We start from the raw sequence: 23,448 nt of genomic DNA on the forward strand, positions 1-23,448 counted from the left end.
GTGACGCTGCTGTGGCTGGGGCTGATCGTGCTGGTGCCGCTGGCGGCCCTGGCCGTCCGGCCCTGGGAGCTGGGGGTGCAGGGCGTGCTGCGCTCCCTGGCCGAGCCGCGGGTACTGGCGGCGCTGCGGCTTTCCTTCCTGGCCTCCCTGGCGGCGGCGGCGGTGAACCTGCCTATCGGGCTGCTGCTGGCCTGGGTACTGGTGCGCGACCGCTTCCCGGGCCGGCGGCTGCTGGATGGCGCCATCGACCTGCCCTTCGCCCTGCCCACCGCCGTGGCGGGCCTGGCGCTGACGGCGCTCTATGCGCCGGAAGGCTGGCTGGGCGCGCCGCTCGGGGCGCTGGGGCTGAAGGTCGCCTATACGCCGCTGGGCGTCGGCATCGCCATGCTCTTCGTGGGCCTGCCCTTCGTGGTGCGCAGCGTCGAGCCCGTGCTGCGCGACCTGCCACGCGAGGCCGAGGAAGCCGCCGCTACCCTGGGCGCCAACCGGCTGCAGACCCTGCTCCGCGTGGTGCTGCCGGCCCTGATGCCGGCGCTGCTGGCGGGCTTCGCCATGGCTTTTGCCCGCGGACTCGGGGAATATGGCAGCGTCATCTTCATCGCCGGCAACATGCCCATGGTGAGTGAGATCGCGCCCCTGCTGATCACCATCCGGCTGGAGCAGTATGACTATGCCGGCGCCGCCGCCGTGGGGCTGGCGATGCTGCTGCTGGCCTTCATGATCCTGCTGCTGCTGAACTGGCTGCAACGCTGGGGCCGCGCCAAATGAGGAACGAGAGCCGCTGGCCCCGGCGTGTCGTGCTCGGCGTCGCCCTGCTGCTAGCGGTGGTGCTGCTCCTCCTGCCCCTGGTCACGGTCTTCGCCGAGGCCCTGCGGCGCGGCCTGGCCCCGGCGCTGGAAGCCATCGCGGAGCCGGATACGCAGGCCGCCATCCGCCTGACGTTGCTGGTGGCGGCCCTGTCGGTGCCGGTGAACACGCTGGGCGGCCTGGCCGCCGCCTGGTGCATCGCCAAGTTCACCTTTCCCGGGCGTGGCCTGCTGCTGGCGCTGATCGAGCTGCCTTTCTCCGTCTCGCCGGTGATCTCCGGCCTGGTCTGGGTGCTGCTCTTCGGGGCGCAGGGCTGGTTCGGGCCCTGGCTGCAGGCGCATGACCTGCAGATCATCTTCGCCCTGCCGGGGCTGGTGTTGGCGACGATCTTTGTCACCTTTCCCTTTGTCGCCCGCACCCTGGTGCCTCTGATGCAGGAGCAGGGCCGCACCGCCGAGGAAGCGGCCGCGACCCTCGGCGCGACCGGCTTCCAGACCTTCTTCCGCGTGACGCTGCCCGAGATCCGCTGGGCGCTGTTGTCCGGCGTTCTTCTCTGCAATGCGCGGGCGATGGGCGAATTCGGCGCCGTATCCGTCGTGTCAGGCCATATCCGGGGCGAAACCAACACCATGCCGTTGCAAGTGGAGATCCTCTACAACGAGTATCAGTTCGTCGCCGCCTTCGCGGTGGCGGCGCTGCTGACGCTGCTGGCGCTGGTGACGCTGGGGGCCAAGGCGCTGCTGGAACGTCATGGCGCCACGCGCGCGCATCCCGCATGAGCGTCTCCGTCCAGGGCCTGTGCCGCCGGTTCGGGAATGCCGCCGCGCTGCGCGACATCGACCTGGAGGTGCGGAGCGGCGAGTTCGTCGCGCTGCTCGGCCCTTCCGGCTCCGGCAAGACCACGCTGCTGCGTATCCTGGCGGGGCTGGAGGCGGCCGATGCGGGGCGGGTGCTGATCGAGGGCCAGGACATGGCAGATGTGCCGGTGCGCTCGCGGCGGATCGGCTTCGTCTTCCAGCACTACGCGCTGTTCCGGCACATGAGCGTCTTCGAGAATATCGCCTTCGGCCTGCGCATCCGCCCCCGCGCCACCCGCCCGCCGCGCGCCGAGATCGCCCGGCGCGTGACCGCCCTGCTGGAGCGGGTGCAGATCCCGGAACTGGCGGCGCGGCGGCCTGATCAGATCTCGGGCGGGCAGCGGCAGCGCGCGGCACTGGCGCGGGCCCTGGCCATCGAGCCGCGCCTGCTGCTGCTGGACGAGCCCTTCGGCGCCCTGGATGCCGAGGTGCGCAAGGGCCTGCGCCGCTGGCTGCGGGACCTGCATCGCGACATGGGCCTCACCAGCATCTTCGTCACCCACGACCAGGACGAGGCCATGGAACTGGCGGACCGCGTGGCGGTGATGCGCGGCGGCGCCATCGTGCAATACGACACGCCGGAAGAGCTGGTTGAACATCCCGCCGACGCCTTCGTGGCCGGCTTCCTGGGGGAGGCGGTGCGGCTGGAGGCGCAGTGGGATGGCACGGCGCTGCGCTTCGACCCCCTGCCGCTGGCGCCCCTGCCGGCCAGCGCCCTGCGGCAGGCCCCGCGCGCCCCTGGACCGGCCCTGGCCTTCATCCGGCCCCGCGACTGGCAGGTGCTGCCGGTGGCGGAGGCAGGCAATGCCACCCTGCGCGCCCGCCGCCCCACCGGCCATGGCGTGCGGCTGGAGCTGGAGCTTGGCCCGCTGATCGTGGAGGCCGAGCTGCCTGGCAGCCCGCTGCGCCCCGGGGACGCCTGCCTGCTGCGGCCGGGCGCCGCCCGCGCCTTCGCCACCGGCTGAAGGCGGCAACGTTCCCGCCGGCCAGGGCGTTCAAGCTCCGACCCATCCGATGACCGGAGCAAGAATGTCAGCCAGCCTGCCCGTGACGCCCTTGCGCTACCAGCCTTCCTTCGAGCAGCCGGACGGCGACGAAGCCGCCACCACGCATGAGCTGATCGAGGCGCTGCGGGACATCCAGGAAACCACTTTCCGCAATTCCGAGCAGGCGCTGCGCGGCGTGCATGCCAAGAGCCACGGCCTGTTGCAGGGTGAGCTGGAGGTGCTGGAAGGGCTGCCGCCGGAACTGGCGCAGGGGCTCTACGCGCGCCCTGGCCGCCACCCGGTGGTGCTGCGCTTCTCCACCAATGCCGGCGATATCCTGGATGACAGCATCTCCCTGCCGCGCGGGCTGGCGCTGAAGGTCCTGAACGTGGAAGGCGAGCGGCTGCCGGATGCCCCGGGCGGCACCCAGGATTACGTGCTGGTCAATGCCCCGGCCTTTGCCGTCGCCAAGCCGAAGCAGTTCCTGGGCAGCCTGAAGCTGCTGGCCAAGACCACGGATACGCCGCAGGCCTGGAAGAAGCTGGCTTCCACGGTGTTTCGCGGCGCCGAGGCGCTGGTGGAGGCGGCGGGCGGAGAGAGCGCAACCCTCAAGACCATGGGCGGCCATCCCCAGACGCATCCCCTGGGCGAGACCTTCTATTCCCAGGTGCCGCTGCTGCATGGGCCTTACATGGCCAAGATTTCCGTGGCGCCGGTTTCCTCCAACCTGAAGGCGCTGAAGGATGCGCCGCTGGATGTGCGGGACCAGCCCGATGCCCTGCGCCGCGCTGTGAACGGCTTCTTCCGCAGCGAGGACGCTGAATGGGAGTTGCGTGTGCAGCTCTGCACCGACCTGGACAGCATGCCGATCGAGGATGCTTCCGTACCCTGGCCGGAGGAGAAGAGCCCCTTCATCGCCGTGGCGCGCCTGCGGGTGCCGCGGCAGACAGGCTGGAGCGAGGAACGCGCCGCCGCCGTGGATGAAGGCTGCGCCTTCAGCCCCTGGCATGGTTTGGCGGCGCACCGGCCGCTGGGCGGCGTGATGCGCGTGCGCAAGGCGACCTACGAGGCCTCCTCCCGCTTCCGTGCCGGCCATGGCCGCTGCCCGATCCATGAGCCGCAGGGTGAGCTGAACCTGCCGGCCTGACACCGATCATCCCGCCGCCGGGCGGGCCAGAACAAGGCGCAAGACGATGAGCGAGGAAACGCATATCGAACCCTATGAAGGCCCTGCCGGGGGCTGGGGCTCGCTGAAATCGGTCGAGGGCATCCTGCACCGGGAAGGCCGCCTGGTGGGCGGCAATGCCATCCTGATGAAGCAGAACAAGCATGACGGCTTCGCCTGCGTCTCCTGTGCCTGGGAGAAGCCGGCGGTGCCGCATGCCTTCGAGTATTGCGAGAACGGCGCCAAGGCGACGGCCTGGGAAATCACCTCCAAGCGCGTCGGCCCCGACTTCTTCGCCGGGCATACCCTGGCCGAGCTGCGCGGCTGGCGGGACCATGACCTGGAAGCGATTGGCCGCCTGACCCAGCCGATGCGCTGGGACCCGCACAGCGATACCTACCGCCCCGTGACCTGGGAGGATGCCTTCCGCGAGATCGGCGTCGAGCTGCGGCGGCTGAAGCCGGAAGAGGCGGTCTTCTACGTCTCCGGCCGCGCCTCGCTGGAAGCGTCCTACATGTGGCAGCTTTTCGCGCGGCTCTACGGCACCAACAACCTGCCCGATTCCTCCAACATGTGCCACGAGAGCACCTCCGTGGCGCTGCCGGAAAGCATCGGGCAGTCGGTGGGCACCACCTCGCTGACCGACTTCTCGCATACTGACTGCATCATGTTCTTCGGGCAGAATCCGGGCTCCAACAGCCCGCGCATGCTGCATCCGCTGCAGGAAGCCTCGAAGCGCGGCGTGCCGATCATCACCTTCAATCCGCTGCGCGAACGCGGGCTGGAGCGCTTCACCAACCCGCAGTCGCCGACCGAGATGCTGACGGGCAAGGAGACGCGCATCTCCTCCCAGTACCATCAGGTGAAGGCGGGCGGCGACATCGCGGCCATCATGGGCCTCTGCAAGGCACTGATCGAGGCCGATGATGCCGGCGAGCCGCTGCTGGACCACGACTTCATCGCTCAGCACACCCAGGGATTCGAGGATTTCGCCCGCGCCGCGCGCAAGACCGACTGGGCGGATATCGAGCAGGAATCCGGCCTGACGCGGCCGGCGCTGGAAGGTGTGGCGCGCTGCTACGGCAAGTCCAAGGCGGTCATGGCCATCTATGGCATGGGGCTGACCCAGCATCGGCGCGGCGTCGAGAATGTGCAGATGCTGGTGAACCTGCTGCTGCTGCGCGGCAATATCGGCAAGGAAGGCGCCGGCATCTGCCCCGTGCGCGGGCATTCCAACGTGCAGGGCCAGCGCACCATCGGCATCAGCGAGAAGCCGGAGCTTGTGCCGCTGGACAAGCTGGCGGAGCAGTACAACTTTTCCCCGCCGCGCGAGAAGGGGATGAACACCGTGGAAGCCTGCGAGGCGGTGCTGGACGGCCGCGTGCGCGCCTTCCTCTCGCTGGGCGGCAACTTCCTGCGCGCGGTGCCGGAGACCGGGCCGATGGAAGAAGCCTGGCCGCGCCTGCGTCTTTCGGTGCAGATCGCCACCAAGCTGAACCGCTCCCACCTCGTGCCGGCGGAGGTGACTTACCTGCTGCCCTGCCTCGGGCGCATCGAAACCGATACGCAGCGCGCCGGGCCACAGACCGTCTCGATTGAGGATTCCAACGGGCAGATTCATCCCTCTCGCGGCCTGTCGCAGCCGGCCAGCGAGCATCTGCGGTCGGAGCCCGCCATCGTCGCCGGGCTCGCGAAGGCCACCCTGCCGATGAACGCCCGTGTGCCCTGGGATGAATGGGTGGCGGATTACAGCCGCATCCGCGACGCGGCCGCCGAGACCTTTCCCGATATTTTCGGTGGCTTCAATGAGCGCCTGAAGACGCCTGGTGGCTTCCCACGGCCCCGCGCGGCGCGGGAGCGGGTGTGGAAGACCAAGACCGGCAAGGCCAATTTCATCTCCCCCGCCGGGCTGCGGGCCGACCCCGATGTCCCGTTGCAGCGAAAAGGGGTGCTGCAGCTCATCACCCTGCGGTCCAACGACCAGTTCAACACCACCGTCTATGGCTATGACGACCGCTTCCGCGGCGTCAGCGGCACGCGGGACGTAGTCTTCATCGGCCGCAACGACATGGTGCGGCTGGGCCTGGAAGAAGGCCAGAGCGTGACCCTGCGCACCGAGGCCGACGATGGGCGGGAGCGTCAGGTCTCCGGCCTGCAGGTGGTGGCTTACGACCTGCCCGATGGCTGCATCGCGGCCTATTACCCGGAATGCAACCGGCTGATCCCGCTCTGGCACCATGCCGAGCGCAGCAAGGTACCGGCGGCGAAGTCGGTGCCGGTGCGGGTGGTAGCGTCATGATGCCTGGCTCGCGGCAGGCTCCGCGCCGCGCCTGGCGTGGCGGCAACTGGCAGGATGGCGATCGCGCCTTGCCTGAGGAGGTCGCGGTGGCCTTCACCTATGACGGCACGGCCCATGCCGTAATGATGGCGACGCCGGATGACCTGCGCGACTTCGCCATCGGCTTCAGCCTGACGGAAGGCATCCTGACCCATGCCGATGAGGTGGAGGTGCTGGAGATCGTGCCGCTGCCCACCGGTATCGACCTGCGCTTCTGGCTGCAGCCGGGGCGGGGGGAGGCGCTGGCGGCGCGGCGGCGGCGGATGGCCGGCCCTGTCGGCTGCGGCATGTGCGGGTTGGAAACGCTGGCCCAGGTGCAGCGGGCCGTGCCGGAGGTCGGCCCCGGCGTGGCGCTTTCCCCCGAGGAGATCGAGGCCGCCCTGGCCAGCCTGCCACCGGCCCAGGCGCTGAACACGGAAACCCATGCGGTGCATGCGGCGGCCTTCTGGCACCCGCGCCGCGGCCTGGTGGCGCTGCGCGAGGATGTGGGCCGCCACAATGCCCTGGATAAGCTGGCGGGCGCCCTGGCCGCCCGTTCCTTGCCGGCCGCGGAAGGTTTGGTGATGGTGACCAGCCGCATCTCGGTGGAGCTGGTGCAGAAGGCGGCGATGCTGGGCGCGCCGATGCTGGCCGGCATTTCCGCCCCCACCACCCTGGCGCTGGAGGTGGCGGAGGCTGCCGGCATCACCGTGATGGGCATCTGCCGGCGCGACGGCTTCGAGATCTTCACCCGCCCCCACCGAGTGCTGGAGGCCGCGCCGGCCTAGGCTTCCAGCGCCAGCACGGCGAAACTGGCCAGCCAGTGCTCGCCCATGTAGTCGCCGGCGACATGCGGCAGGGCGGATTGGAGATGCGCCTCGGCGGTCTCAAGCGCCAGAGCGCGGCGCGGGTCGGCTTCGGGCAGCGCGGCGACCAGGCTGCGCCAGCACCAGGCGCGGCTGAGGTTCAGCCCGTCCAGATGCGCAATCTTGCCATCCGTGCGGTCGCTGACCGTGGCAGGGCAAAAGAGCGTCGCGGGCTGCCGTTGCGCCAGCCGGGGCAGGAAGCGGTCGATCCAGGGCAGGAAGGCGCCTTCCGGCAATAGGCGCCGCATGCATTCCGCCTCGATCAGTGCGGAGGACAGGAAGTCGTCGCCGCCGGGTTCCCAGGCTTGGCAATCGATATCCTCGCTGAACCAGCGGGCCGCCGTATCCCGCAGCATGGCGGCGAGCGGCTGGTGCGACATCGCCGCCGCGTAATCGGCGGCCAGGACAAAGGCGAAGGCGCTGTTGTAGTGGGTGCCGACACGGGTGGGGTAGGTGGCGCGCGGCAGGAAGTCCAGGAAGCGCTCTGCCATCATGCCCGCCAGCGGCGCCAGGGCTTCGGCATGCGGCGAGGGAAGCTCGGCGGCGAGCTTCAGCAGCCAGCCCCAGCCATAGGGCCGCTCGAAGCCGCGTGCGGTGGGGCGGCGCAGATAGGCGCATTCCGCTTCCACATTCGTTGGCGTGAACTGCGTCTCGAACAGCGTGCGGATCTCGGCGGCCGAGTCCATGCCAGGGAAGCGGCGCAGCAGCCGCGCCAGCATCCAGTAGCTGTGCACGCAGGAATGCCAGTCGAAGCTGCCGAAGAAGATCGGGTGCAGGTCGCGCGGGCCGCGCGCATCTTCCGGCCCGGCCATCACATGATCCAGCTTGTTGGGGTATTCCCGCGTCACGTGCCCCAGCGCGATGCGCGCCAGCTTCGCGGCAAGGGTTTCGTCCAGCCTTGTCATGCCTTGTTCCTCTCGCCAAAGCGGTCCTGCCAACAGGGCTGCGCGTTGGGCCAAGGCAAAGTCGTGGCCGAGAAGACGGCACGGGCCACGGCGCGCGCCATCACCTGCGTCGCCGTATGGCCGAGCAGGGTCAGCGCCGCAACCGGGTCCCCCAACGGCACGGCACCCGTGGCGGTGGCGAAGACGGTATCGCCATCCGTGGGCGCATGGGCGGGCAGGATGGCGCGGGCCAGCCCGTCATCCGCCATGATGGCCAGCCGCCGGGCCTGCGCCTTGGTCAGTGCCGCATCGGTGACCACCAGCCCGATGGTGGTGGCGGTGCCGGCGCTGCCCTTGAGGCGCGGCCGCAGATCCTCCGCCCCGAAGTGCTGCGGCAGGCCGAGGCCGCCGAATTCCGCGCCCTGTTCGAAAGGCGCGGCCCAGAAGCAGGGGCCTTCGCCCACCAGGGGCGAGCCGACCGCATTCACCGCTACGATGGCCGCCACCCGGTGCCCCCGTGCCGTGACCCCACTGGCTGAGCCCAGACCGCCTTTGACGGTGGCGGTGGTGGCCCCGGTGCCGGCGCCGACGGAGCCGAGCGCGAACTCCCCCGCCGCCGCTGCCCGCGCCGCCGCGTAGCCCAGGTCCCGGTAGGGGCTGAACCGCCCCCAGTCCTTGTTGCCGCCGTTCAGCAGGTCGAAGAGGATGGCCTGGGGCGCCAGCGGGATGTTGATGCCGCCGAACCGGATGCCGCGCCCATCCTCCCGCAGCGCCGCCTGCACGCCGCCCGCCGCATCCAGCCCGAAGGTCGAGCCGCCGGAGAGCACGATGGCATCCACCCGCTCCACCGTCATCTCGGCGCGCAGCAGGTCGGTATCGCGCGTGCCGGGGGCGCCGCCGCCGATCTGCACCGCGGCCACCGCCGGCGCGTCGAACAGCACGGCGGTGACGCCGGAGCCCAGCGCCAGGTCGGTGGCATGCCCGACCCGGATGCCAGGAATGTCGGTCAGCAGGTTGAGTGTCTGGCTCATGGCAAGGGATCATGCCGTCTGCCGCGGGCCCGGCCAAGGCTTGCCATCCGGCGAAACCGGCCTAGCCTGCCCCACACCGCGATGACGGAGACCACCATGCGCTTTCCGCGCCGCTCGATCCTTGCCGCTTCCGCCACGCTGCTGGCCGCGCCGCGCCTGGCGCGTGCGCGGCGGGCCAGTACCCTGCGCTTCGTGCCGCAATCGGACTTGGCAGTTCTCGATCCGGTGCTGACGGCGGCCTATGTCACCCGTAACCACGCCATGATGGTCTTCGACACGCTCTACGGCATGGACGCGGAGTTCCGCGTACGGCCGCAGATGGTGGAGGGCCATGTGGTCGAGGATGACGGCCGCCGCTGGACCCTGACGCTGCGCCCCGGGCTGCGCTGGCATGACGGCGCGCCCGTGCTGGCGCGGGATTGCGTGGCCAGCATCCGCCGCTGGGCGGCGCGGGACGCGCTGGGACAGTCGCTGATGGAGGCGACGGAGGAACTCTCCGCGCCGGAGGATCGCCTCGTCCGCTTCCGGCTGAAGCGGCCCTTTCCGCTGCTGCCGGCCGCGCTGGGCAAGCCGGGCTCGCCCATCTGCGCCATGATGCCGGAGCGGCTGGCGCAGACCGACCCCTTCAAGCCGGTGGCCGAGATGGTCGGCAGCGGCCCCTTCCGCTTCAATGCGGGGGAGCGGCTGGCCGGCGCCCGCGTGGTCTATGACCGAAACCCGGATTACCTGCCGCGCGAGGATGCTTCCTCCTTCACCGCCGGCGCCAAGCGGGTGCATTTCGACCGCGTGGAATGGCAGGTGCTGCCCGACCCGGCCACCGCCGCCGCCGCGCTGCGCAGTGGCGAGGTGGATTGGTGGGAAGCGCCGGGCTTCGACCTGCTGCCGATGCTGGAACGCGGCGGCGAGGTGCGCACCACCCTGCCGGACCCCACCGGCTTCATTGGCATCATGCGGATGAACCACCTGCAGCCGCCCTTCAACAATCCGGCGCTGCGCCGCGCGGTGCTGCCGGCGCTGCGGCAGTCGGATTTCATGGCGGCCGTGGCGGGCAGCGACCCCGGCGGCTGGCGGGAGGGCATCGGCTTCTTCTGCCCCGGCACGCCCATGGCCAGCAATGCCGACATGGAGGCCCTGACGGCACCGCGAGACCTGGAGGCGGCGAAGCGCGCCGTGGCGGCCTCCGGCTACAAGGGGGAGCCCGCGGTGGTGCTCGCGCCTTCCGACTTCCCGAACCTGAAGGCGCTGGCCGACGTGGGCGCGGACCTGCTGCAGCGCATCGGCATCAAGGTCGATTACCAGGCGATGGACTGGGGCTCGGCCATCCAGCGCATCGGCAAGATGGAGCCGGTGGAACAGGGGGGCTGGAGCGTCTACCACACCTTCTGGTCCGGGCTGGACCAGCTGAACCCGGCGGTGAATGCCTCGCTGCGCGCCAATGGCCGCGCGGCTGGGCGCGGCTGGCCGGACAGCCCGGCGCTGGAAGCAATGCGGGAGCGTTGGCTGCAAGCGCCGGACGAGGCCAGCCAAGCCGCCATTGCCGTTGAGATGCAGCGGCAGGCCTTCCAGGACCTGCCCTATATCCCGCTGGGCCAGTTGCTCCAGCGCACCGCCTTCCGCCGGGATATCCAGGATATCCCGACGGGTTTCGCCGCTTTCTGGAGCGTGCGGCGCGGCTGAGGCTTATTCCACGCGGATGCCGCCCGCGCGGATCACCTTGGACCAGCGGTCGTGTTCGGACTTCAGGAAGCTGGTGAACTCCGCGCGCGTTCCGGCGACAATACGCCCGGCCTGCACTTCCTCCACGGCCTTGCGCACTTCCGGCACGGCGGCGACCTTGTTGAAGACCTCGTTGATGCGGTCGGCCAGCGCGGGGTCCATGTTCGGCGGGGCAACGACGCCATACCACACGGCGGCCTCGAAGCCCGGAATGGCATCGCGTGCCGAGGGCACGCCTGGCAGCTGGTCCGTCGTGTCGCCGCCCAGGGCGACCGCGCGCACCTGACCACCCTTGATCATCGGGAAGGCGGAGGCGAGGCTGGGGAAGGAGAATTGCGCATCGCCGCGCATCACCGCCGTCACCGCCTCGGAGCCGCTGCGATAGGGCACATGGACCATGCTGGTCTTGGTCTGCTGCTCCATCAGCGCCATGGCGAGATGGCTGATATTGCCGACGCCGGCGGAGGAATACACGAAGCCGTCCGGCTTGGCGCGCGCCGCGGCGATGATCTCGGCCAGCGTCTTCTCCTTCACGGAAGGATGCGCAATCATCACGGCATGCAGGATGGCGCCCTGCATGATCGGCGTGAAGCCGGTCAGCGGCTCATAGGAGAGCTTGGGGTTCAGCTCCTTGCCGACGACATTGGCGCCGATATCGGCCATCATCAGCGTATAGCCATCGGCCGGCTGGGTATTGGTATAGGAACCCGCCACCATGCCGCCGGCACCGGAGCGGTTCTCCACCACCAACGTCTGGCCATTGGCGAATTCTGAGAAGCGCTGCGCGAAGAGCCGCGCCAGCGTGTCCACCGCGCCGCCAGCGCCGAAGGGCACGACCATCTTCACGGGGCGGTCCGGCCAGGAAGCCGCCGGGGCCTGGCCCAGGGCCGGGGTCGCGAGCAGCCCGGCGGCAAGCCCGCCGAGACCTCGGCGGGTGAACTTCATTGTCTTTGTCATGGCATTTCCTCAGGTGTAACCGAAATCAGCAGCGGAGAGTCAGAAGGCTTCCTCGTAGAGGCGCAGCGCATCTGCCTCGGTCAGCTCGACAGGATTGTTGATCAGCAGGCGCTGCTGCTGCATCGCGTCGGCGGCCAGTTGCGGCAGGCTCTCCCGCGTCACCTGCAACTCATGCAGGCGCTTCGGCATGTCGCAGACCGCCACGAGCCGCTCGATAGCCGCCAGGAAACCCTCGGCGGTCTGCGCTTCCGCACCGACGGAGGGCGCCAGGGCGGCATAGAGCGGCGCCGCGGCGCGCAGGTTGAAGCGCAGCACCGGCAGCAGCATCAGCGCGTTGGAAAGCCCGTGCGGCACGTGGTAGCGGCCGCCCAGCGGATAGGCGAGGGCATGCACCGCCGCCACCGGCGCATTGGCGAAGGCCATGCCGGCGAGGCAGGAGCCCAGCAGCATCGCGCCGCGTGCCGCCACATCCTTGCCGTCCTTCATCACCACCGGAAGATTGGCCGAGAGCAGCGAGAGCGCCTGCTGCGCCAGCACGTCCGACAGTGGATTCTTCAGGCGCTTGCTGGTGAAAGCCTCGATGGCATGCACCATGGCATCCACGCCCGTCGCGGCCGTGACGGCGGGCGGCAGGCCCAGCGTCAGGCTCGGGTCCAGCAGCGCCACATCCGGCAGCAGACGGCAGGACACGACGCCCTTCTTTTCCTCGGTCGGCGTGGTGACGATGGAGATCGGCGTCACCTCCGACCCTGTGCCGGCGGTGGTGGGTGCCAGCACCAGTGGCAGGCGCTGGCCCTTGGCCAGTTCCACGCCATAGATGGACGAGAGTTCGCAGGGCGAGCGCAGCAGATAGGCCACCAGCTTCGCCGTATCCATGGCGCTGCCGCCGCCGATGGCGAAGACGCCATCGACGCCGGCCGCGCCCAGCTTGTCCACCGCGCCCAGGATGATCTGCTCCGGCGGGTCGGCCTGCACTTCGTCATAGATCGTGACGGCGAGGCCGGCCTGGCGCAGCTTCGCTTCCACCGGCGCCACCATGCCGGTGCGCACCAGCCCCGCATCGGTCACCAGTGCGACATGCCGCACGCCCAGTTCCGCCAGGATGGCGGGCAGTTCGTCCAGCGCGCCGTCCCGCAGCACGATGCGCGGGGTGGTCGCGAAGTTCATCGAGAGCACGGCGCGATTACTCCGCCGCCTGCTTGGGCTCTTCGCGGGCCCAGCGCTTGTCGAAGTCCCAGACCTCCGGGAAGCCCATCAGCTCGTTCATCTTGCCGAAGTCGTAGATGACGTCCTTGTCGAGCCCGTTGGTGTCGCCTTCCTTCAGCAGATGCGCGTAGGAACGCTCCAGCGCCGCCGCCGCCGTCAGGAAACCCACCGCCGGATAGATGGCGATGTTGTAGCCGAAGGAGGCCAGCTTCTCGGCGGAGAGGATCGGGGTGCGGCCACCGCCATCGACGTTGTTGGCCAGCAGCGGCGCGTCGATCTCCTGGCCGATGCGCTTCATCTCGTCCTCGGTCTCGGGGCTCTCGATGAAGACGATGTCGGCGCCGGCCTTCTGGTAGAGCTTGCCGCGGCGGATCGCCTCGTCCAGGCCCAGGCTGGTGCGGGCATCGGTGCGGGCGATGATCAGGAAATCCTCGCTCTTGCGCGCCTCGACGGCCACCTCGATTTTCAGCGCCATTTCCTCGGCCGGGATGACGCGGCGGCCAGGGGTATGGCCGCACTTCTTCGGCACTTCCTGGTCTTCGAGCTGGATGGCGGTGACGCCGGCGGCCTCATAGCCCATCACGGTGTGGCGCACGTTCAGCAGCCCGCCATAGCCGGTATCGGCATCGCAGATCACCGGGGTGCTGCAACCCTGGGCGAAGCGGCCCATGCGGCTGACCATGTCGGTGAAGGTGGCGATGCCGGCATCCGGCACGCCCAGATGCGAGGCCACCGTGCCGTAGCCCGTGGCATAGAGCGCGTTGAAGCCCATGCGGTCCGCCACGCGGGCGGAGATCATGTCGAAGATGCCGGGGGCCACGATGAACTGCTTGGCGGCCAGCGCGGCCTTCAGGCGGGGATCTGCCATGTGTTCTGTTCCTTCCTTGAAGAATGTCTTGTTCAGGCGGCCAGGGCCGCGCGCACGCGCTGCACCAGCCCGCCAGCGGCCAGGATGGCATTCACCTCGTCGCCCAGCGGCGCGGCCTGCCAGCTTGCGGCGCCCTGCGTCACCGCCATGGTGCCGAGGTCGATGCGGGCTTCCTCGCCCTCGCGCAGCGCGGCGGCGGCCTCGGGGCAGAGGATGACGGGCAGGCCGAGATTGACGGCATTGCGGAAGAAGATCCGTGCCGCGCTCTGCGCCACGATGGCGGCGACGCCGGCCGCCTTCAGCGCGATCACCGCATGTTCGCGGGAGGAGCCGCAGCCGAAGTTGCGGCCCACCGCCAGGATGTCGCCCGGCTGCACGCGCCTGATGAAATCCGGGTCCAGGCCTTCCATGCAGTGACGGCCCAGCTCCTCCGGCTTGCGCAGCGCGAGGTAGCGGCCGGGCAGGATCACATCGGTGTTCACCTCGTCCCCGAAGCGGTGGACGCGGCCCTGGTAGGTCAGGCTCATGCGGCGGGCTCCAGCATGCGGGCAACTTCGGCCGGCGGCACGATCTCGCCCATCACGGCGGCGGCGGCGGCGACCCAGGCATTGGACAGGAAGACCTGCGAATCCGGGTGCCCCATGCGGCCACGGTAGTTGCGGTTGGTGGTGGCGATGGCGGTCTCGCCCGCCGCCAGGATGCCCATATGGCCGCCGAAGCAGGCGCCGCAGGTCGGCGTGGAGACGGCGGCACCGGCGGCGGCGAAGATCTCCAGCAGCCCTTCCGCCAGGGCCTCGCGCCAGATCTTCTGCGTCGCCGGCACCACCACCATGCGCACGCCCTGCGCCACCTGGCGTCCGCGCAGGATCTCGGCCACCTGCCGCAGGTCCGTCATGGTGCCGTTGGAGCAGTTGCCGACATAGACCTGATCGACCTTCTGGCCGCGCAGCGCCTCCACCGGCACGCCGGAGGCGGGCGAGGGGGGCTTGGCCACCATGGGGGTCAGGGCGGACAGGTCGATCTCGATGTGCTGGCGGTAGTGGGCATCGGCGTCGGCGGCCACCGGCGGCGCGGCGGGCACGCCGCGCTTGGCCATGTCGGCGATGGACTGCGCGTCGCCTTCGAAGACGCACATGTCGGCGCCGCCCTCGACGGCCATGTTGGCCACCGCCATCCGCTCATCGATGCCGAGCGCGGCGACGCCAGGGCCGCCGAATTCCAGCGCCGCATCCGCCGCGCCATCGGAGCCGATGCGGCGGATCAGCTCCAGGATCACGTCCTTGCCGGTGACAAAGGGGCCGGGCTTGCCGGTCAGCTCGACACGGATGCTGTCGGGCACCCGCATCCAGAGCTGCCCGGTGGCCAATGCGCCCGCCAGATCGGTGGAGCCGAAGCCGATGCCCAGCGCATTGAAGGCGCCGGCGGTGCAGGTATGGCTGTCGGCGCCGAAGACCACGGTGCCATGGCCCACCATGCCCAGCTCGGCCAGCAGGGTATGCTCGATGCCGCCACGGCCGGGCTCGTAGTAGTGCGGGATGCCGTGCTTGCGGGCAAAGTCCCGCGTCATGGCGATGGCGCCGGCGGCGGTGACGTCAGGGGCGGGGGCGAAGTGGTCGGCCACCAGCACGATGCGCTGCGGGTCGAAGGGCCGGGGCGCGCCCATGGCATCGAACTGCTCGAAGGCGAGCGGGCCGGAGACATCGTTCAACAGCACGACATCGGGGCGGATGGTGACGATGGCACCCGCCGGGGCCGCGCCGCCCACCGCATGGGCGGCCAGAATCTTCTGCGTGATGGTGCCATCCTTCATGGCGCCATCATGGCATGTCGCGGCATGGCCATTCCCCTCCATTGTTGCTCTTTCCGGCCAAGCCGGAAGCCTTGTGCAATCGATAGCATAAACACCCGGGTGGTAAAGGGAAATTTGAACGCAAACCTCCTAGCATACGGTAGGCCAGCGATTGCACGGGTCGGGCTCCGCTGATAACGCCAGTGGCATGGAGGATCTGCCACATCCGGAACGGGCGACGGTGGCCAGCCTGGCGCGCCGGGCCGGGGTTGCGACCTCCACCGTCTCGCGCGCCCTGAGAAACGACCCCCGCATCTCGCCGGAGGTCCGGGCCCGCATCATCGCCCTCGCGGCCGAGGTCGGCTATACGCCCAATGCGCTGGCCCGCACCCTGGTCAGCGGCCGCAGCGGGCTGATCGGGCTGGTGCTGGGCCCGATGGACAACCCCTTCTATGCCGAGATGATGCAGCAGATCGTCAGCCAGGCCGCCGCGCGGGGCTGGCGGCTGCTGCTGCTGCATGCCGGCGCCGGCCCGATCGAGGACGCCACGGCGGCGGCCCTGCTGCAATATCGCGTGGACGGCTGCCTGATCACCTCGGCCGAGCTTTCTTCCCGCGCCGCCTCCGTCTGTGCCGAGAACCGGGTGCCGCTGGTCATGGTCAACCGCGTGGCGCGGGAGCATGGCTCCGCCGTATCGTGCGACAATCTGGCGGCGGGCGAGACCCTGGCGGACCTGCTGATGGAAGCCGGGTACCGGCGGCTGGCGGTGATCACCGGCAATCCCGGCACCTCCACGGGGCTGGAGCGTGCGGAAGGCTTCGTGCGGCGCGTGGTGGCCGCCGGGCTGCCGGCGCCCTTGCTGCTGCCGGGCGGCGCCTCCCATGCCGCCGGCTATGCGGCCGGGCAGGCCATGGCCGCCCTGCCGGCGGAGCAGCGCCCGGATGCCGTGATGGGCGTCAGCGATATCCTCGCCATGGGCGCGATGGATGCGCTGCGCGAGGCCGGGCTTTCGGTGCCGGGCGATGTCTCCGTGGTGGGCGTGGACGGCATCGCCGCCGCCGGGCGCGCGCCTTACCGGCTCACCACCGTGGCGCAGCCGCTGGAGGCCATGATCGCGCGTGGGCTGGATATGCTGCTGGCACGCATCGGTGGCACGCAGGTGCCGGAGGAAGTGGTGCTGCTGCGCGGCAGCCTGATCCGCCGTGCCTCCGCCCGGCTTGTCGCCCCCGGCCAGGACTGAGGGCGCCAGCACCCGCGCCGCCTCGGCGGGGTGCAAGCATTGCTGAAGCGTGACATGCTCCGCCCTTGAAGGGACACACCGTCCAGCTTCGTGCCGAAGAGGAGTTCCGCCATGCTGCCAGACCTGACCCGTCGTGCCACATTGTCGCTGGGCGGCGCCATGCTGACCGGCGCCCCCGGCCGGCCGGCCCTGGCGCAGGATGCCTCCAAGGTGCTGCGCTTCGTGCCGCATGCCAATCTGACGACGCTGGACCCGCTCTGGTCCAGTGCCCTGGTTTCCTACTGTGCCGCGAGCATGATCTGGGACCGCCTCTACGGCCTGGACGACAGCCTGACACCCCAGCCACAGATGGTGCAGGGGCACGAACTGTCAGAAGACCGGCTGCACTGGCGCTTCACCCTGCGCGACGGTCTGTTGTGGCATGACGGGTCGCCGGTCGCGGCGCGGGATTGCGTCGCCTCCATCGCGCGCTGGGCGCAGAAGGATGGCTTCGGCGTCCGCATGGCCTCGCAGATGGAGGAGATGCGCGCGATCGACGACAAGCGCTTCGAGATCCGCCTGAAGCGGCCTTTCCCGCAGATGCTCTTCGCGCTCGGTGCCACGGCCTGCTTCATGATGCCGGAGCAGACGGCGGCCACGCCCGCCTCCGCCAGCGTCACCGACTACATGGGCAGCGGCCCCTTCATCTTCCGCAAGGACGAATGGGTCGCCGGCGCGCGGGCGCTGTTCGAGCGCAACCCGCGCTATGTGTCGCGCCAGGAGGCGCCGCAGTTCTGGGCCGGCGGGCGGCCGGTGCATCTCGACCGCGTGGAGTGGCATATCCTGCCCGACCCCTCCACCGCGGCCTCCGCCCTGCAGACCGGCGAGGTGGATTGGCTGGAGCGCCCGTTGGGCGACCTGCTGCCGGTGCTGCGCCGGCGCCGCGACCTGAAGGTGGAGGTGCTGGACCCGCTGGGCTTCTGGGCCGAGGTGCGGCTGAACACTGCGGTGCCGCCTTTCAACAACCCGAAGGTAGCGCACGCCATCCTGCCGGCGCTGCAACAGAGTGACTTCCTGCAGTCGCTGCTGGGCGACCAGCCCGAGATGATGAACGGCAATTGCGGCATCTTCCTGCCCGGCACGCCGCTGGCGAACGACGCCGGCATGGACCTCCTGACCAAGCCGCGCGACCTGGAACTGGCGCGGCGCATGCTGAAGGAATCCGGTTATGCCGGAGAGCCGGTGGTGATGCTTGAGGCCTCGGACCTCGCCACCTCCGCCGCCTTTTCCCCGGTCGCGCGCCAGTTGTTCGAGCAAGTGGGCCTGAAGGTGGATTACCAGACCGCCGACTGGGGCACCGTGATCAGCCGCAGCAATCTGCCGGGCGGACAGGGGCAATGGAACTGCTACGCGACCGCCTGGGCCGGGCTCTGGATCACCAACCCGGCGATGCATGCGCATCTCTATGGCACCGCCGCCAATCCGCGCATGACCGCGCTGCGGGATGCCTGGTTCGACGCGCCAGACCTGCCGGCGCAGAAGAGCATCGCGGAACAGATGCAGCGCCAGGCCCTGGAGGAGCCGCCGGTTCTTCCCTGCGGCCAGTACTTCACGCCACAGGCCTATAACACGCGCCTGTCCGGCTTCGTGAAAGGACCCACCGCCACCTTCTGGAACGTGCGCAAAACCTGATCGACGCCGCTGATGGAAGGGTGGGCAGGCGGAGCGTGGCCGCGACGCCTGTCCCGTGCCGTCTTCCAGCCAAATCCGCTGCAACATGCGGAGAGGGCCGCAGGCCAGTGGCCTTATGCGCCGTGATGGTACGGCCCGGCAGGCGCCGGTGCGCATATCCTCCGGCCAAGCGGCACTGGACTGTTCGAGGAGCCGAACCAAGTGTGGCCGATGCGTTCCGTCCTGCCGTTCCTTCTGCTGTTCCTTCCCTTCCTCGCACAAGCGCAGCCCACCAACCCGATGGATTGGGCACGCTGCCGTCAGGCCATCGCGACGGCGGAGCCAGGCTCCGGCGTGCCGCCCGGCCTGCTTGGCGCCATCGCGCTAGTGGAGAGTGGGCAGCGAAACCCGCGGACCGGCGCACCGGAACCCTGGCCCTGGTCCTATAACGTGGCCGGGGAGGGCCATGCGCCGCCAACCAAGGCTGCCGCCATAGCGGAGGTTTCGGCGCTGCTGGCGCGCGGCGTCAAATCGATCGATGTCGGATGCATGCAGGTGAACCTGATGTACCACCCGAATGCCTTCGCGAACCTGGAGGAAGCCTTCGACCCCGCCGCCAATCTCCGGTACGCCGTGCGCTTCCTGCGCGATCTGCGAAGCCGGACCGGGGACTGGGGCCAGGCTATCGCCCGCTACCACTCCGGGGAGGCAGAGCGTGGTGCGGCCTATAGCCGCCGCGTTGCCCTGGCACGGATGGGCGCGGCCTGGGGACGGGGCGGCGGCGTGCCCCTGCCGCCGCAGATCGCGCAGAACATCTGCGCTCCAGGCCTGACGCCCATGCTGTTCTTCGGTGGGCTGCAGGAGGCGCGGCGCTTCATGACACCAGAAGCGCGCCGGGCGCGCCGGGCGGTGCCGGTGGCACCCGCCAGCACCCGGCCCCGGCTGGCCTGCATCCGCAATGAGGCGCGGCGTTGAGGCCAGGAAAGAGGAGGGGGGTAGGCATCAAAGCCAGACCACCTCTCCTGTGAATCTGATCAGGGCTGGCTTTCGGGTTTGTACGATGCCGTACAGCGAACTTAGTGAGCCAATGGTAGCCTTCTCCGCTCTGCCGCAGTGAAGCGTCGCAGCATCGTGCAGGCTTCGGGCATCTTGTTTCGGCAGATGCAGTTGTGGTGCCGCATCAATATGATGCTCGATGGCGCCAAGTAGATCCGTGTTTTATCAGTAACGGATCATTCTGGATGAGCGTGTGGAGGCAATGTCGTCGTTCACCGGTTAAACTTCAGCGTGGCAGCAACTTTTCGCGCCAGAGAGACTGATTGCCCACTGCTGTTTCCAACGGGAGATGCCGCCTGACAATACATGCAAGAAATGTGGCACGGCAGCCGCGAAGACGCATCTGTCGTTGGCTTCAGCATCAGCCAGAAGAACCAGAATTTTGCATTCCTTGCATCAAGCGGAGCAAGAAGCAAAGCCCATGATTTGGTGGGCATGGAGAATATGCCAAGGCAAATATCTTTGCCAATGAAATATTAAGCATATGGTTTTGTAACCGAGTCGAATTGCGGGCGTTACTGTTATCGTGATGTCTTGCCGATGGGGCGCCGGCAGTCGATGCGCCAATGCTTAAGGAAAGGTTCTCAGATGGCGTCTCCGGTTGCTTTGGCCCGGCCGATGAACAATTCCTTGATGATCTGCTTGTCGCACTTGCGATGGAACTTTGTGCATCAGCGTCCGCAACACCTGCTCACCTATGCTGCTGGCAGCCATCGTGTCTATTTCTTCGAGGAACCGATATTCGAGGATGGGCTGACTGAGCCGCGCCTGGATCTGCAGATCCAACCCTGCGGTGTTGTAGTGGCCGTCCCCACTCTGCCTTCCGGATATGGCGAGGCCGAGGCAGTCGAGGCACAGCGTGGCTTTCTGGATGCTATCCTGGAATCGCACCCCAACAGCCGCACCACGTTTTGGTACTATTCCCCCATGGCGCTGCGCTTCTCAGCACATCAGGTGCCAGACCTGTGCGTCTACGACTGCATGGATGAACTTTCGGCCTTTCGAGGTGCGCCGCCCGAGCTGACGAATCTGGAGAGCCAGTTATTCGATCTGGCCGATCTGGTCTTCACCGGCGGCCACAGCCTCTATGAGGCCAAGAAGACGCGCCACGCGAATGTGCATGCTTTCCCCAGCAGCATCGACAAGGCGCATTTCTCCCGCGCACGCCAGGGCGGAATGGAAGACCCAGCAGACCAGAAGCACATCCCGCACCCCCGCATCGGCTTCTTCGGCGTGGTGGATGAGCGGATGGACATCCGGTTGGTCGCCAACCTGGCGGATCTGCGCCCGGACTGGAACCTGGTGATGATCGGCCCGGTGGTGAAGATCGACCCGGCCTTGCTGCCACGGCGGCCGAACATCCATTGGCTCGGCATGAAGTCCTATCAGGATCTGCCACGCTATCTGGCCGGCTGGGACGCGGGCTTCATGCCCTTCGCCCTTAATGAGGCCACGCGCTTCATCAGCCCCACCAAGACGCCCGAGTTCCTTTCCGCCGGGCTGCCGGTGGTCTCGACGCCGGTGCGGGACGTGCAGCGGCCTTACGGCAGCATGGGTCTCGTCAGCATCGCCGCCGACGCCGTGGAGATGGCGCGGATGCTGGAGGCCGTCATGGCCGGCCCACGCGAGGAATGGCAGGCCATGGTCGACCATTATCTGGCCGATATGTCCTGGCAGGGCACCTGGGCGGCGATGGACCGCCTGATGCGGCAACACAGCCGGCATGTATCGGCTGTCGGGCAGGCGCCGCGGCGCGGGACGGCCGCGCATGTTTGACTGGTTGATCGTCGGAGCGGGCTTCGCTGGCAGCGTACTGGCGGAGCGTTTGGCCAGCCAGCGGAATGCAAAGGTGCTGGTGATCGACAAGCGCAACCACATCGCCGGCAATGCCTATGACCGGCATGACAATGCCGGCGTGCTGATGCACCAGTACGGGCCGCATATCTTCCATACCAATTCACAGGCGATCTTCGACTATCTTTCCAACTTCACCGGCTGGCGTCCCTATGAACACCGCGTGCTGGCGCAGGTGGATGGGCAGCTTCTTCCCATTCCGATCAATCGCACTACCATCAACAAGCTCTATGGCCTCTCCCTCAGCAGCGATGCCGAGACCGAGGCCTTCCTGGCCACGCTGGCCGAGCCGGTGCCGGAGATCCGCACGTCGGAGGATGTGGTTGTCAGCCGCGTCGGGCGCGAGCTCTACGAGAAGTTCTTCCGTGGCTACACGCGCAAGCAGTGGGGCGTCGATCCCTCGGAGCTCGACAAATCCGTCACGGCCCGTGTGCCGACGCGGGTCAACGAAGACGACCGCTATTTCAACGACAGCTTCCAGTTCATGCCCGAGCATGGCTACACGCGCATGTTCGAGCGGATGCTGGATCATCCCAATATCAAGGTGATGCTGAATACGCGGTTCGAGGAGATCCGCGACATCATCCCCTATCGCCGCATGATCTTCACTGGCCCGGTCGATGAGTATTTCGATTTCCGCTACGGCCGGCTGCCTTACCGCTCGCTGCGCTTCGAGCATGTCACGCTGGACAAGCCTTGGCACCAGCCCGTCGGCGTGGTGAACTACCCGCAGACGGAGGATTATACGCGCGTCACGGAATACAAGCACCTGACGGGCCAGGAGCATCCGAAGACCAGCCTGACCTATGAACGCTCCTCTGCGGAGGGCGAGCCCTACTACCCGGTTCCGCGCCCGGAGAATGCGCTGCTCTACAAGAAATACGAGGAACTGGCGGAGGCGGAGCAAGACGTCTGGTTCGTCGGCCGGCTCGCCACCTATCGCTACTACAACATGGACCAGGTGGTGGGGCAGGCCCTGGCGACCTTCCGCCGGATCGAGGCCTCGCTGTCCGAGGTGGAAGTGGACGCGGCCTGACGGCTGCGCCGCCGGCGGGAAGGCGCAGACAAAGGCCCGGTGCCATGCTGCCCCAGTTCCGGCGCCGCCCGATGCCGGGCGCCCTTCCGCGCGCATGGCCGGGGGGCGGCTGACACGTCCCTCCCGACCTGCTAGAGGTGGCGCCTGTCCCCTTCCGGCCACCACCTGCTTAGGTATCGCGCATCATGGATCTCGCCACTCTCCGCGCCCACGCGCACCGGATCCTGCCCGATGCCACCATCCCGGAACTGCCGAATCACTACAGCGGCAAGGTGCGCGACAACTACGACCTGCCGGACGGCCGCCGCGTCATCATCGCCACCGACCGCCTCAGCGCCTTCGACCGCATCCTTTGCACCATTCCCTTCAAGGGCCAGGTGCTGACCCAGACCGCCCGCTTCTGGTTCGAGGCGACGCGCGACATCTGCCCCAACCACGTGCTGGAATATCCCGACCCGAACGTGGTGATCGGCCAGCGGCTGGAGATCCTGCCGGTGGAAGTGGTGGTGCGCGGCTATCTCGCCGGCACCACGGGCACCTCGGTGCTGACGCTCTACAAGGCCGGGCAGCGGGAGATGTATGGCATCCGCCTGCCGGATGGCATGCGCGACAACCAGAAGCTGCCGCAGCCGATCCTGACGCCCACCAGCAAGGCCTTCGACGGCGGGCATGATGAGCCGCTGACGCCGGACGACATCATCAGCCGCAAGCTGCTGACGCCGGCGCAGTGGCAGCAGCTCAGCGACTACGCGCTGGCGCTCTTCGCCCGTGGGCAGCAGATGGCGGCGGAGCGCGGGCTGATCCTGGCCGACACCAAGTATGAATTCGGGCTGGACCCGCAGGGCCGCATCGTGCTGGCGGATGAGATCCATACGCCGGACAGCAGCCGCTACTGGCTGGCCGAAAGCTACGAGGCGCGCTTCGCCGCCGGGGAGCGGCCGGAGAGCTTCGACAAGGACTTCGTCCGCTCCTGGGTCGCCGCCCGCTGCGACCCCTATCACGACCCGATCCCCGAGATCCCGGAGCAGCTCATCCTCGATACGGCGGCGGTCTATATCCGCGCCTTCGAGGCCATCACGGGCCAGACCTTCGTGATCCCGGAGGATGGCGCCATGCCGATCGACCGCATCCGCGCCGCGCTCTCCGGCCTGATGCGCGGCTGA

General features: G+C 68.5%; 20 protein-coding genes. 13 read left to right on the top strand and 7 right to left on the bottom strand.

Annotated features, from left to right (window positions below; all coding sequences use genetic code 11):
* The 6 genes from cysT to fdhD all read left to right on the top strand — a co-directional run bounded on the left by cysT (window position 1) and on the right by fdhD (window position 6,920).
* Window positions 1-768, top strand: coding sequence for a sulfate ABC transporter permease subunit CysT (gene cysT, locus EBE87_RS10560; RefSeq protein ID WP_456316265.1), 768 nt, complete (start codon window positions 1-3; stop codon window positions 766-768).
* Entirely contained in the window at window positions 765-1,586 is an 822-nt protein-coding gene (gene cysW / locus EBE87_RS10565; RefSeq protein ID WP_120637461.1) for a sulfate ABC transporter permease subunit CysW, read from the top strand. The genes cysT and cysW overlap by 4 nt, the downstream gene beginning before the upstream one ends.
* On the top strand, window positions 1,583-2,629 hold the full coding sequence (locus EBE87_RS10570) for a sulfate/molybdate ABC transporter ATP-binding protein (protein ID WP_120637462.1): 1,047 nt from the start codon (window positions 1,583-1,585) through the stop codon (window positions 2,627-2,629). The genes cysW and EBE87_RS10570 overlap by 4 nt, the downstream gene beginning before the upstream one ends.
* A 64-nt stretch (window positions 2,630-2,693) precedes the next feature.
* Window positions 2,694-3,797, top strand: coding sequence for a catalase family protein (locus EBE87_RS10575; protein ID WP_120637463.1), 1,104 nt, complete (start codon window positions 2,694-2,696; stop codon window positions 3,795-3,797).
* 46 nt (window positions 3,798-3,843) lie between these two features.
* Window positions 3,844-6,114, top strand: coding sequence for an FdhF/YdeP family oxidoreductase (locus EBE87_RS10580; RefSeq protein ID WP_120637464.1), 2,271 nt, complete (start codon window positions 3,844-3,846; stop codon window positions 6,112-6,114).
* Window positions 6,111-6,920, top strand: coding sequence for a formate dehydrogenase accessory sulfurtransferase FdhD (fdhD, locus tag EBE87_RS10585; protein WP_233553115.1), 810 nt, complete (start codon window positions 6,111-6,113; stop codon window positions 6,918-6,920). The genes EBE87_RS10580 and fdhD overlap by 4 nt, the downstream gene beginning before the upstream one ends.
* On the opposite strand, the gene EBE87_RS10590 is transcribed toward fdhD, so the two are convergent.
* Window positions 6,917-7,903 carry a DUF2891 domain-containing protein gene (locus EBE87_RS10590; protein ID WP_120637465.1) on the bottom strand — a complete coding sequence of 329 codons (987 nt, stop codon included), beginning with the start codon at window positions 7,901-7,903 and terminating at the stop codon, window positions 6,917-6,919. The genes fdhD and EBE87_RS10590 overlap by 4 nt on opposite strands.
* Entirely contained in the window at window positions 7,900-8,913 is a 1,014-nt protein-coding gene (locus EBE87_RS10595) for a P1 family peptidase (protein ID WP_120637466.1), read from the bottom strand. Before EBE87_RS10595 ends, EBE87_RS10590 begins: the two co-directional genes overlap by 4 nt.
* Window positions 8,914-9,009: 96 nt before the next feature.
* Here EBE87_RS10595 and EBE87_RS10600 point away from each other — a divergent pair, with 96 nt between their 5' ends.
* On the top strand, window positions 9,010-10,590 hold the full coding sequence (locus EBE87_RS10600; RefSeq protein WP_120637483.1) for an ABC transporter substrate-binding protein: 1,581 nt from the start codon (window positions 9,010-9,012) through the stop codon (window positions 10,588-10,590).
* 3 nt (window positions 10,591-10,593) lie between these two features.
* Here the strand turns inward: EBE87_RS10600 and EBE87_RS10605 are convergent, their stop codons facing one another.
* The 5 genes from EBE87_RS10605 to EBE87_RS10625 are packed head-to-tail and all read right to left on the bottom strand — an operon-like array spanning window position 10,594 to window position 15,470.
* A complete protein-coding gene (locus EBE87_RS10605; protein ID WP_120637467.1) occupies window positions 10,594-11,586 on the bottom strand; it encodes a Bug family tripartite tricarboxylate transporter substrate binding protein in 993 nt (330 codons plus the stop codon).
* 39 nt (window positions 11,587-11,625) lie between these two features.
* Window positions 11,626-12,753: an iron-containing alcohol dehydrogenase gene (locus EBE87_RS10610; protein ID WP_120637468.1), complete on the bottom strand. Its 1,128-nt coding sequence runs from the start codon at window positions 12,751-12,753 to the stop codon at window positions 11,626-11,628.
* A 16-nt stretch (window positions 12,754-12,769) separates the two neighbouring features.
* Complete coding sequence (locus EBE87_RS10615; protein WP_120637469.1) at window positions 12,770-13,660, bottom strand: isocitrate lyase/PEP mutase family protein; 891 nt, start codon at window positions 13,658-13,660, stop codon at window positions 12,770-12,772.
* A 32-nt stretch (window positions 13,661-13,692) separates the two neighbouring features.
* Complete coding sequence (locus EBE87_RS10620; RefSeq protein ID WP_120637470.1) at window positions 13,693-14,187, bottom strand: LeuD/DmdB family oxidoreductase small subunit; 495 nt, start codon at window positions 14,185-14,187, stop codon at window positions 13,693-13,695.
* The gene (locus EBE87_RS10625; RefSeq protein ID WP_120637484.1) at window positions 14,184-15,470 is read right to left on the bottom strand and encodes an aconitase/3-isopropylmalate dehydratase large subunit family protein; all 1,287 of its coding nucleotides are present in this window, start codon (window positions 15,468-15,470) and stop codon (window positions 14,184-14,186) included. The genes EBE87_RS10620 and EBE87_RS10625 overlap by 4 nt, the downstream gene beginning before the upstream one ends.
* A gap of 187 nt (window positions 15,471-15,657) precedes the next feature.
* Here EBE87_RS10625 and EBE87_RS10630 point away from each other — a divergent pair, with 187 nt between their 5' ends.
* The 6 genes from EBE87_RS10630 (at window position 15,658) to EBE87_RS10655 (ending at window position 23,448) form a co-directional block, all read left to right on the top strand.
* Window positions 15,658-16,689 carry a LacI family DNA-binding transcriptional regulator gene (locus EBE87_RS10630; protein WP_120637471.1) on the top strand — a complete coding sequence of 344 codons (1,032 nt, stop codon included), beginning with the start codon at window positions 15,658-15,660 and terminating at the stop codon, window positions 16,687-16,689.
* 111 nt (window positions 16,690-16,800) lie between these two features.
* Entirely contained in the window at window positions 16,801-18,360 is a 1,560-nt protein-coding gene (locus EBE87_RS10635) for an ABC transporter substrate-binding protein (protein WP_120637472.1), read from the top strand.
* Window positions 18,361-18,570: 210 nt separating this feature from the next.
* Window positions 18,571-19,314 carry a lytic transglycosylase domain-containing protein gene (locus EBE87_RS10640; protein ID WP_120637473.1) on the top strand — a complete coding sequence of 248 codons (744 nt, stop codon included), beginning with the start codon at window positions 18,571-18,573 and terminating at the stop codon, window positions 19,312-19,314.
* A gap of 621 nt (window positions 19,315-19,935) precedes the next feature.
* Window positions 19,936-21,171: a glycosyltransferase family 1 protein gene (locus EBE87_RS10645; RefSeq protein ID WP_233560078.1), complete on the top strand. Its 1,236-nt coding sequence runs from the start codon at window positions 19,936-19,938 to the stop codon at window positions 21,169-21,171.
* Window positions 21,164-22,285, top strand: coding sequence for a UDP-galactopyranose mutase (glf, locus tag EBE87_RS10650; protein ID WP_120637485.1), 1,122 nt, complete (start codon window positions 21,164-21,166; stop codon window positions 22,283-22,285). The genes EBE87_RS10645 and glf overlap by 8 nt, the downstream gene beginning before the upstream one ends.
* Before the next feature lie 185 nt (window positions 22,286-22,470).
* Window positions 22,471-23,448 (top strand): phosphoribosylaminoimidazolesuccinocarboxamide synthase, encoded by a 978-nt coding sequence (locus tag EBE87_RS10655; protein WP_120637475.1) that lies wholly within the window; start codon window positions 22,471-22,473, stop codon window positions 23,446-23,448.

The sequence above is a fragment of the Teichococcus wenyumeiae genome, from assembly GCF_003696345.1.
Taxonomy (GTDB): domain Bacteria; phylum Pseudomonadota; class Alphaproteobacteria; order Acetobacterales; family Acetobacteraceae; genus Pseudoroseomonas; species Pseudoroseomonas wenyumeiae.

Bases quoted from the DNA above. Each gene is read 5' to 3' on its own strand.
- cysW (WP_120637461.1), top strand. From the start codon at position 765: ATGAGGAACGAGAGCCGCTGGCCCCGGCGTGTCGTGCTCGGCGTCGCC.
- EBE87_RS10570 (WP_120637462.1), top strand. From the start codon at position 1,583: ATGAGCGTCTCCGTCCAGGGCCTGTGCCGCCGGTTCGGGAATGCCGCC.
- EBE87_RS10575 (WP_120637463.1), top strand. From the start codon at position 2,694: ATGTCAGCCAGCCTGCCCGTGACGCCCTTGCGCTACCAGCCTTCCTTC.
- EBE87_RS10580 (WP_120637464.1), top strand. From the start codon at position 3,844: ATGAGCGAGGAAACGCATATCGAACCCTATGAAGGCCCTGCCGGGGGC.
- fdhD (WP_233553115.1), top strand. From the start codon at position 6,111: ATGATGCCTGGCTCGCGGCAGGCTCCGCGCCGCGCCTGGCGTGGCGGC.
- EBE87_RS10590 (WP_120637465.1), bottom strand. From the start codon at position 7,903: ATGACAAGGCTGGACGAAACCCTTGCCGCGAAGCTGGCGCGCATCGCG.
- EBE87_RS10595 (WP_120637466.1), bottom strand. From the start codon at position 8,913: ATGAGCCAGACACTCAACCTGCTGACCGACATTCCTGGCATCCGGGTC.
- EBE87_RS10600 (WP_120637483.1), top strand. From the start codon at position 9,010: ATGCGCTTTCCGCGCCGCTCGATCCTTGCCGCTTCCGCCACGCTGCTG.
- EBE87_RS10605 (WP_120637467.1), bottom strand. From the start codon at position 11,586: ATGACAAAGACAATGAAGTTCACCCGCCGAGGTCTCGGCGGGCTTGCC.
- EBE87_RS10610 (WP_120637468.1), bottom strand. From the start codon at position 12,753: ATGAACTTCGCGACCACCCCGCGCATCGTGCTGCGGGACGGCGCGCTG.
- EBE87_RS10615 (WP_120637469.1), bottom strand. From the start codon at position 13,660: ATGGCAGATCCCCGCCTGAAGGCCGCGCTGGCCGCCAAGCAGTTCATC.
- EBE87_RS10620 (WP_120637470.1), bottom strand. From the start codon at position 14,187: ATGAGCCTGACCTACCAGGGCCGCGTCCACCGCTTCGGGGACGAGGTG.
- EBE87_RS10625 (WP_120637484.1), bottom strand. From the start codon at position 15,470: ATGAAGGATGGCACCATCACGCAGAAGATTCTGGCCGCCCATGCGGTG.
- EBE87_RS10630 (WP_120637471.1), top strand. From the start codon at position 15,658: ATGGAGGATCTGCCACATCCGGAACGGGCGACGGTGGCCAGCCTGGCG.
- EBE87_RS10635 (WP_120637472.1), top strand. From the start codon at position 16,801: ATGCTGCCAGACCTGACCCGTCGTGCCACATTGTCGCTGGGCGGCGCC.
- EBE87_RS10640 (WP_120637473.1), top strand. From the start codon at position 18,571: ATGCGTTCCGTCCTGCCGTTCCTTCTGCTGTTCCTTCCCTTCCTCGCA.
- EBE87_RS10645 (WP_233560078.1), top strand. From the start codon at position 19,936: ATGGGGCGCCGGCAGTCGATGCGCCAATGCTTAAGGAAAGGTTCTCAG.
- glf (WP_120637485.1), top strand. From the start codon at position 21,164: ATGTTTGACTGGTTGATCGTCGGAGCGGGCTTCGCTGGCAGCGTACTG.
- EBE87_RS10655 (WP_120637475.1), top strand. From the start codon at position 22,471: ATGGATCTCGCCACTCTCCGCGCCCACGCGCACCGGATCCTGCCCGAT.